Here is a 7,400-nt window from a genome sequence, read left to right as displayed (position 1 = left end):
CCTTGATCTCGCGGAGCCGACAGGCGGCTTCGTCGGCGTAGCGCTCGGGGTCCTTCACCTCCGCCTCGATCGTCTCGCGGCCGGCGGCCTTGTGGGCCGCGAAACGGTGGCCGCCCGTGATCAGCCGATAGGTGCCGTCACCCGTGGCGACGACCTCGACCGGGGGCAGCTCCTCGCCGGCCGCGATCTGCTCGGCGAAAGCCTCGACCCAGTCGGGCCGGATCGGCCGCAGCCGTCCGGAGGCGTCGATTTTCTCGATCTCGATTGTCGTGATGGTCATGTTCTCTGCCGCTTCGAAGGTGGCTCAAAGGCCCGGAAAAAAGCCGGCGGACGCGCCGGGAGCGCGCCCGCCGGAGTTCGTCCCGGTCGTGTGCGGGTAGCCCCGCGGCCCCACCACTGACGGCCCGGGGAAGCCGTCGCGCAGGTGGCGCGCATTCGAATGAGGAGAAGCGGAGGCGCGGCTCGACGCAGCTCCCCGCGTCATCAGATCGAGGATCACGGCCGAGACGGTCAGCCAGCCGCACAACAGGGTGGCGGCGACGATCAGGAGCACGAAGGCGCGCTCGGCCCGGCTCGGCCCTGTGTCCGCATTCGCGTGATTGCTGGACCGGCGGGAGATCATCGGGTCTCTCCGGCAGTCAAATCGCGCAACAACATTGGACTGGAGGCGACTGGGTCGAGTCGGATACCCTGGTTGTGGGAGATCGGTTCGGAGGGATATCGCTCGGGCCACAAGTCGGAGAGCTGTTTGCCGAGGGCGGCCGCAATGGCACGCTCGCCGCGAAAGTTTCGGCGATGCAACGCCACCTTGCAGGCGCTGTCCTCCAGGCCGGCTGCGCGCGCGATCCCGATAAGGGTGAGGCCGCGCCGGTGCACCTCTGCCTTGATGGCGTGACGATCCCATTTCCGGCGCCGCCGCATCTCTCACCTCGGATCACCGGCCGCCCCACGGCCGGTTTTTCGGGTCCGCAAATCACTTTGGTGACAGTGCCACATATGGCCCGTTCAAAGCAAGCCATATATGGCCAGATGAGCTATTCGCGTGAAACAGCGACGTGAAGACCTCGTCCCGCTGGCAATGCGGCTCAACACGGCCATCAAGGGGGCCGGCGGAAAGGCGCGAATCTATCGAGAAACTGGTATTCCCGTCAGAACATTGAACAATTATACGAGTGCGACGGTGGAGCCGACCGCGCTGACGCTGGCGAAGCTCGCAGAGGTCTGTCGCGTTTCGACGGATTGGCTGCTGTCGGGGGTTGAAGCCCCGGTCGGGAGTGGCCCATCCGCCGCAGCAGAGAAACAGGCCATATCTGGCGCATCAGATGACGTCGACCGGCTGATTCCGATCCAGCGGCTCGCATTTCGAGCTGCTGCGGGAAACGGGGTACTTGTCGTGGATGAGGACGCCGGCTGGACTTCATTTCCGGCAGGGACGCTTCAGCGGATCCACGTAAAGCCCGAGAACGCGAGGCTCATGATCGCCGCCGGCGACTCGATGCGGCCGACCCTGGAGGATGGCGACCCGCTTTTGGTCGACATCTCCGACACCGAGATTATCGACGGTCGAGTCTACGTGTTCTCGATCGGGGACCAAGCCCTAGTGAAACGCCTCCGGCGCCGCGGCGCGAAGCTCGTCATGAGGTCGGACAATCGAGAGCACTTTCCGGACGAGGAAGAGGTCCCGATGGTCGAGCCGGTGCGCATCATTGGGCGAGTGCGGTGGGTCGGCAGGAGTTTGTAGGACGCGCGCTCGACTGGCGTTCAAGCGCTTCAATCGGATACAACTTCCACAACGCAGGCTGGGGCTGGCGCACATTCGAGGCCCCTGGGAACGGCCTTCCCATAATCGTGAGACATACGTGATCATCAGTTGTGTGCATAATCCGTCACAACTGATGGAGGCGTGCATGCCCAGCAGCGTCACATCGTACTTGGCAGACATGGCGAAGCAGCTCGCCGAGATGGCCGCAAGAACGGGCATCAAACGGCCGCTCAGCTGTTCCTCATGGCACATTTGGACTTGTCGCCGCCCGGACAGGCGCCCGCAATGCCAGCTCCGAGCCAGGCCGCCGACCTCGCGGCGTGAACCTGGATTTCGGAGTTCAGGGCATCGAACCCGGGCTCGGCTCCACACTTTCATACGAGAATCGTTGAGGATTCTCCTCGGCCGCCGCGCCGACGTGATCTCCGAAGCCACTTCGGAGTTGGCTCCGTTTTGAAAGCACTTTTCGGGCTCGGCTTCCGTACCTATGCCACTCGAACTTGCGCGGCTCGGCCGTCGGGCTGGCGCCTCGCGCGCCCGTCAAACATCGACGCCGCCGGGGTTTTCCCGCCTGATCCAGGCAATTCCCGCCGGATCCCGCCTATGCCATCTGATCTTGCGGGTTACACGACCGTGGTCGTCTGAGCCCGACGCGTGGTCGGCGGTCAGGTCGGCGGAAGGACGGAATTGCAAGGGCCGGGTCGGGACGCCGCGTGGTACAGCTGGGTGGACTCGAACCACCGACCTCCTGATCCACAGTCAGGCGCTCTAACCAACTGAGCTACAGCTGCACGGCCGTCCGCGGTGCGGCACCGGCGAGCGCGCGGAACCTAGGCGGAGACGATTTTTTTTGCAAGCCGGACGAGGCGCCGTCCGGGTTTGCGCGATCATCCCACGGAACGGGCGCGTTCGGGCGGCTCGCGGCCGGGCCGCACGTGCGGCTGCGCCCCGACGGGCGGGCCAGGCAGGCCCGAGCCGCTCGGGCGATCGGCCGACCAGCGACTGGACGACCGGGGACTGGCCGACCGGCGACGTCAGGCGGCGCGGCTGGCGACCGGAGCCAAGGCACGCGGATCGGCGCCGCGCTCGGTCGCGCGGGCATGGGCGAGGTTGACGGCGTCGACCGAGCGGGAGATCGCCGTCCACAGGCCGACGATCTCGGCGGCCGCCGCCGAGGTCGGGTCGACCTCCGGGGCCGAGGCGCCGGCGGCGAGCGACAGGGCGAAGCCGGCACGCTGCGTGATCTGTCCGGACCACACCGGAATGCCGAGCTTGTCGAGATGGTTGCGGGCGTAGGCGACGACCGGCGACTCCTTGTCGTCGCGGCGCGCCGGGGCGGCGTTCATCACAACGGCATAGGGTTTGTTGCGGTCCTGCGCGGTCTTCACGGTCTCGCGCACCGCATGGAGATCGAACAGGCCGGGCCGGGCCGGGATCACCACCAGGGTCGAGGCGCGGATCGCCTCGGACACCACCACCCACATGGTCGGCGGGGTGTCGATGAAGACCCAGTCGTAGCCCTCCATCATGGCGACGGCCAGGAGGCCGTCGACCCCGCGGGCCGCGCTCTTGACCACCGGCTTGCCGTCCGGCCGCAGCGACTGCCAGAGGGTGAGCGAGCCCTGCGGGTCGGCGTCGATGAGCAGGCAGCGATGCCCGGCGAGGTGCGCCGTGGCCGCGAGGTGCGCGGTGAGCGTGCTCTTCCCTGCGCCGCCCTTGCGTGATGCAAAGGTAATGACGTTCATGGGGTTCTCCTCGGCTGCCTGGACCGAGCCTGAGGGGAACATGGTTAACAGCCGGTAAACGGCTGTGGGGCGTGGGTTTTTCCGGAGATCCGCGGGGCCCGTCGAGGGATGGAGCAGCCGCCCTCCACGCCGCCGGCGCCACGGATTCGCCACGAAATCCAAATTCTTGCCGCAATTGCGAAAGGGCCCGTTAAGACATTCGGCATCGCCGCCCGCCACGTCCGCCCTCGGCCCTGGAATTGTCCCGTCGACGCGGGCGGTTGGGCCGAATCACCGGGCTTCGGGTGGCGGCCCCGGGTGCGGGTCGTCCGTCCCCGCGGCAGGCGTGACGCGTCTTCCGGCGCCCGACGTCGATTCTCGGTGTGGACGCGATAGGGATCGCGAACCGGACCGGCGACTTGACAAAGATGCTCTCGGGACGATCGCCCACGCTGCGGGATTCTACGGACATCATGTCGCAGCGATTCACCTCGGGATGATTCATATACCCCGAAGGCGTGCTTCGGAGGGACATCGGGATGTCGGCCATGAGACTCGCGATCCACAGACTCGCGATCGACTCGTGGCGCCCCACGATCGTGGGCCCGCGTGATCCGAACCCGTGTCGCGCGGGGACGTGATGCAGCTGGCGCTGGTCACGCTGCTTCCCCTCGTCGGAGCCGTTCTGCCGCCGCTCGTCGCCCGCGCCGGGCGGGACGCCTGCACGGCCGTCGCCGCCGGCGTGACGCTCGCGGCGCTCGCCATGCTGGCGACCGCCGCACCCGCCGTGATCGACGGCGACGTCGTGCAGGCGGGCACCGCCTGGGTGCCGCAGCTCGGCCTCTCGTTCCGCTTCTTCCTCGACGGGCTCGGCCTGTTCTTCGCCGCCCTGATCCTCGGCATCGGCCTCCTGATCATCGTCTATGCCCGCGCCTATCTCGGGCGCGACGAGCCGGTCGGCCGCTTCTTCGCCTATCTGCTGCTGTTCCAGGGCGCGATGGTCGGCATCGTGATCAGCGACAACGTGCTGCTGCTGGTCGTGTTCTGGGAGCTGACCAGCCTCTCCTCGTTCCTGCTGATCGGCTGGTGGCATCGGACGCCGGAGGGCCGCCAGGGTGCCCGCATGGCGCTGGTCGTCACCGGCGGCGGCGGCCTCCTGCTGATGGCCGGCATGCTGCTGCTCGGCAAGGCCGCCGGCTCCTACGAGCTCTCCGAGATTCTTCTGCGCGGCGAGACCGTGAAGTCGTCGCCACTCTATCTCCCGATCCTGCTGCTGGTGCTCGGCGGCGCCTTCACCAAGTCGGCACAGTTTCCGTTCCACTTCTGGCTGCCGCACGCCATGGCAGCGCCGACGCCGGTGTCGGCCTATCTGCACTCCGCCACGATGGTGAAGGCCGGCGTGTTCCTGCTGGCGCGGCTGTGGCCGGTGCTCGCCGGCACCGAGGCGTGGTTCCTGATCGTCACCGCGACCGGGCTGATCACCATGCTGGTCGGCGCCTGGATCGCCCTGTTCAAGACCGACCTCAAGGCGATCCTCGCCTACTCGACCGTCAGCCATCTCGGGCTGATGACCATGCTGCTCGGCTTCGGCACGCCGCTCGCCGCGGTGGCCTGCGTCTTTCACATCCTCAATCACGCGACCTTCAAGGCGGCGCTGTTCATGGGGGCCGGCATCGTCGACCACGAGACCGGCACGCGCGACATAAGGCAGCTCGGCGGGCTCGCGCGGCTGATGCCCATCACCGCCGTGCTGTCGCTCGTCGCCACCGCGTCGATGGCCGGCCTGCCGCTGTTCAACGGTTTCCTCTCCAAGGAGATGATGCTGGAGGCGGCGTGGCACACGCCTTATGCGGGCCTCGCCTGGCCGGTGCCGTTGCTCGCGACCCTCGCGGCGCTCCTGTCGGTCGCCTACTCGGCGCGCTACGGCATCGGCGTGTTTCTCGGGCGGCCGCGCGCCGTGCCGGCGCATCAGCCGCACGATCCGCCGGCCGGGATGTGGCTGCCCGTCGCCGTGCTGATCGTTCCGGTGATCGCCATCGGAATCGCGCCGCAGCCCGTCGCCGGCGGCATCGTCGCGCTCGTCGGCCAGGCGACCATCGGCGCAGCGCCGATGCCCGACATCCATCTCGCGCTCTGGCACGGCGTCACCCCGGCCCTGGTGATGAGTCTCGTCGCCTTCGCGGGCGCGGCCCTCGTCTACGCGGCGCTCGCGCCGGCGACCCGCCTGCACGGCCGCCTGGCCCGGCCGGATGCCAAGGCGGCGTTCGACACCGTGGTGGCGGCGACGGTGCTGGCCTCCCGCAAGGTGTCGGCATGGCTGCACACCGAGTCGCTGCCACGCTATCTCGGCGTCATCACCGTCACGGTGCTCGCGGTCGGCGCCGCCGGCTACTTCGGCGGCACGTATGCGCCGGGCGCGCGGCCCGTGCTGCCGGTGTCGCTGCCGGCCGTGGTCGCGTTCGTGCTGCTCGTGGCGGCGAGCCTCGCGGTGCCGGCTGTGCACGGGCGCCGGCTGCTCACGCTGGTGCTCACCAGCGTGGTCGGGCTCGTCGTCTCGCTCGCCTTCCTGCAGTTCTCGGCACCCGACCTCGCCCTCACCCAGATCACGGTCGAGGTGGTGGCGACGATCCTGCTGCTGCTCGCCCTCGAACTCCTCCCGAAACGCACGCCGCGCGAGGCCGGCCGCGGGCGCCTCGTCCGCGACGGCGTGATCGCGGGCGCGGCCGGGCTCGGCGCCGCGGCGCTCGCCTTCGCCGTGATGACGCGCGACGGGACCTCGATCTCGGACTATCACGTCGCCCAGTCGAAGCCCGGCGGCGGCGGCACCAACATCGTCAACGTCATTCTCGTCGACTTCCGCGGCTTCGACACGTTCGGCGAGATCATCGTGCTGTCGATTGCGGCGCTCGCCATCGTGGCGCTGCTCGACACCGCCCTGAAGGGCGCCGCGGCCCGCCGGCTCGACACGTTGAAGCGCAGCGTCCAGGCAGCCGACGCGCATCCGACCGTGCTGGTCGTCGTCGCGCGCGCGCTGCTGCCGCTCGCCCTCACGGTCGGCGTCTACATTTTCTTGCGTGGGCACAATCTGCCGGGCGGAGGCTTCATCGCCGGCCTGGTCGTCGCCATCGCGCTGATCATGCAGTACATGGCCTCCGGCTTCGACTGGACGGCGTCGCGTCGCCGCTTCGACGGGCACGCGCTGATCGGCGCCGGCGTGCTGGTCGCCGGGCTCACCGGGCTCGGGGCGCTCGCCTTCGGGCGGCCGTTCCTCACCAGCTCCTACGGCTACTTCCACATCCCGCTGGTCGGCGAGATCGAGCTCGCCACCGCACTGCTGTTCGACACCGGCGTGTTCCTCGCCGTGGTCGGCACCGTGGTGCTGTCGCTCGCCCGCATCGCGCTGGTGCAGCGCCGCGCCGAGCGCGCGCCGCCTGCTTCAGAGCCGCCCCGCCCCGCGCCGGAACGCGACGCGGCCCCGGCCGCCTCGGCCCCGCTCGCCGGAACGGAGGCCTGAATGGAAGTCCTGGTCGCCGCCTCGATCGGCATCCTCACCGCGATCGGCGTCTATCTGCTGCTCCGCGCGCACAGCTTCCCGGTGATCATCGGCACCGTGTTCCTCTCCTATGCCGTGAACCTGTTCCTGTTCGCCATGGGCCGTCTGGTGATCGACCGGCCGCCCATCGTCGACAAGGCCGCGACGGCCTACACGGACCCGCTGCCGCAGGCGCTCGTGCTCACCGCGATCGTGATCTCGTTCGGCATGACGGCGCTCGTCGTCGTGCTGGCGCTGCGCGGCTATCTGGAGACCGGCACCGACCGGGTCGACGGCGGCCGCGACGACGCGCCCCCGACCGCGGACCGCGCCGGAGAGCGGCCGTGATGTTGATCAAAGCGAAGAGCCCCCCACCCCCGAC

7 protein-coding genes and 1 tRNA gene are annotated in these 7,400 nt (G+C 68.8%); 3 read left to right on the top strand and 5 right to left on the bottom strand.

Annotated features, from left to right (window positions below; genetic code table 11):
* From CCR97_RS11500 to CCR97_RS11490, 3 genes are all read right to left on the bottom strand, one after another.
* The coding region (locus CCR97_RS11500) for a ParB N-terminal domain-containing protein (RefSeq protein ID WP_201159508.1) at positions 1-280 on the bottom strand (280 nt) is incomplete at its 3' end.
* A 24-nt stretch (positions 281-304) separates the two neighbouring features.
* Entirely contained in the window at positions 305-622 is a 318-nt protein-coding gene (locus CCR97_RS11495; protein WP_201159507.1) for a hypothetical protein, read from the bottom strand.
* The gene (locus CCR97_RS11490) at positions 619-921 is read right to left on the bottom strand and encodes a helix-turn-helix domain-containing protein (RefSeq protein ID WP_111359012.1); all 303 of its coding nucleotides are present in this window, start codon (positions 919-921) and stop codon (positions 619-621) included. The genes CCR97_RS11495 and CCR97_RS11490 overlap by 4 nt, the downstream gene beginning before the upstream one ends.
* A 121-nt stretch (positions 922-1,042) precedes the next feature.
* On the opposite strand from CCR97_RS11490, the gene CCR97_RS11485 reads away from it, so the two are divergent.
* Positions 1,043-1,741, top strand: coding sequence for an XRE family transcriptional regulator (locus tag CCR97_RS11485; protein ID WP_146618851.1), 699 nt, complete (start codon positions 1,043-1,045; stop codon positions 1,739-1,741).
* 735 nt (positions 1,742-2,476) lie between these two features.
* Here CCR97_RS11485 and CCR97_RS11480 read toward each other — a convergent pair.
* Together CCR97_RS11480 and CCR97_RS11475 are read right to left on the bottom strand one after the other, a co-directional pair.
* Positions 2,477-2,553: transfer RNA gene (locus tag CCR97_RS11480), tRNA-His, on the bottom strand.
* A gap of 243 nt (positions 2,554-2,796) precedes the next feature.
* Positions 2,797-3,507 (bottom strand): ParA family protein, encoded by a 711-nt coding sequence (locus CCR97_RS11475; protein ID WP_111359014.1) that lies wholly within the window; start codon positions 3,505-3,507, stop codon positions 2,797-2,799.
* A gap of 619 nt (positions 3,508-4,126) precedes the next feature.
* On the opposite strand from CCR97_RS11475, the gene CCR97_RS11470 reads away from it, so the two are divergent.
* Together CCR97_RS11470 and CCR97_RS11465 are read left to right on the top strand one after the other, a co-directional pair.
* Positions 4,127-7,000 carry a monovalent cation/H+ antiporter subunit A gene (locus tag CCR97_RS11470; protein WP_111359016.1) on the top strand — a complete coding sequence of 958 codons (2,874 nt, stop codon included), beginning with the start codon at positions 4,127-4,129 and terminating at the stop codon, positions 6,998-7,000.
* Positions 7,001-7,366 (top strand): Na+/H+ antiporter subunit C, encoded by a 366-nt coding sequence (locus tag CCR97_RS11465; protein WP_111359015.1) that lies wholly within the window; start codon positions 7,001-7,003, stop codon positions 7,364-7,366.
* Positions 7,367-7,400: the final 34 nt, after the last annotated feature.

The sequence above is a fragment of the Rhodoplanes elegans genome, from assembly GCF_016653355.1.
GTDB lineage: Bacteria > Pseudomonadota > Alphaproteobacteria > Rhizobiales > Xanthobacteraceae > Rhodoplanes > Rhodoplanes elegans.
Note: the sequence above shows the minus strand (reverse complement) of the source record. Positions and strands in the feature narration are given on the sequence as shown.

Coding starts and splice junctions, on each gene's coding strand:
- CCR97_RS11470 (WP_111359016.1), top strand. CDS start 4,127: ATGCAGCTGGCGCTGGTCACGCTGCTTCCCCTCGTCGGAGCCGTTCTG.
- CCR97_RS11490 (WP_111359012.1), bottom strand. CDS start 921: ATGCGGCGGCGCCGGAAATGGGATCGTCACGCCATCAAGGCAGAGGTG.
- CCR97_RS11495 (WP_201159507.1), bottom strand. CDS start 622: ATGATCTCCCGCCGGTCCAGCAATCACGCGAATGCGGACACAGGGCCG.
- CCR97_RS11475 (WP_111359014.1), bottom strand. CDS start 3,507: ATGAACGTCATTACCTTTGCATCACGCAAGGGCGGCGCAGGGAAGAGC.
- CCR97_RS11465 (WP_111359015.1), top strand. CDS start 7,001: ATGGAAGTCCTGGTCGCCGCCTCGATCGGCATCCTCACCGCGATCGGC.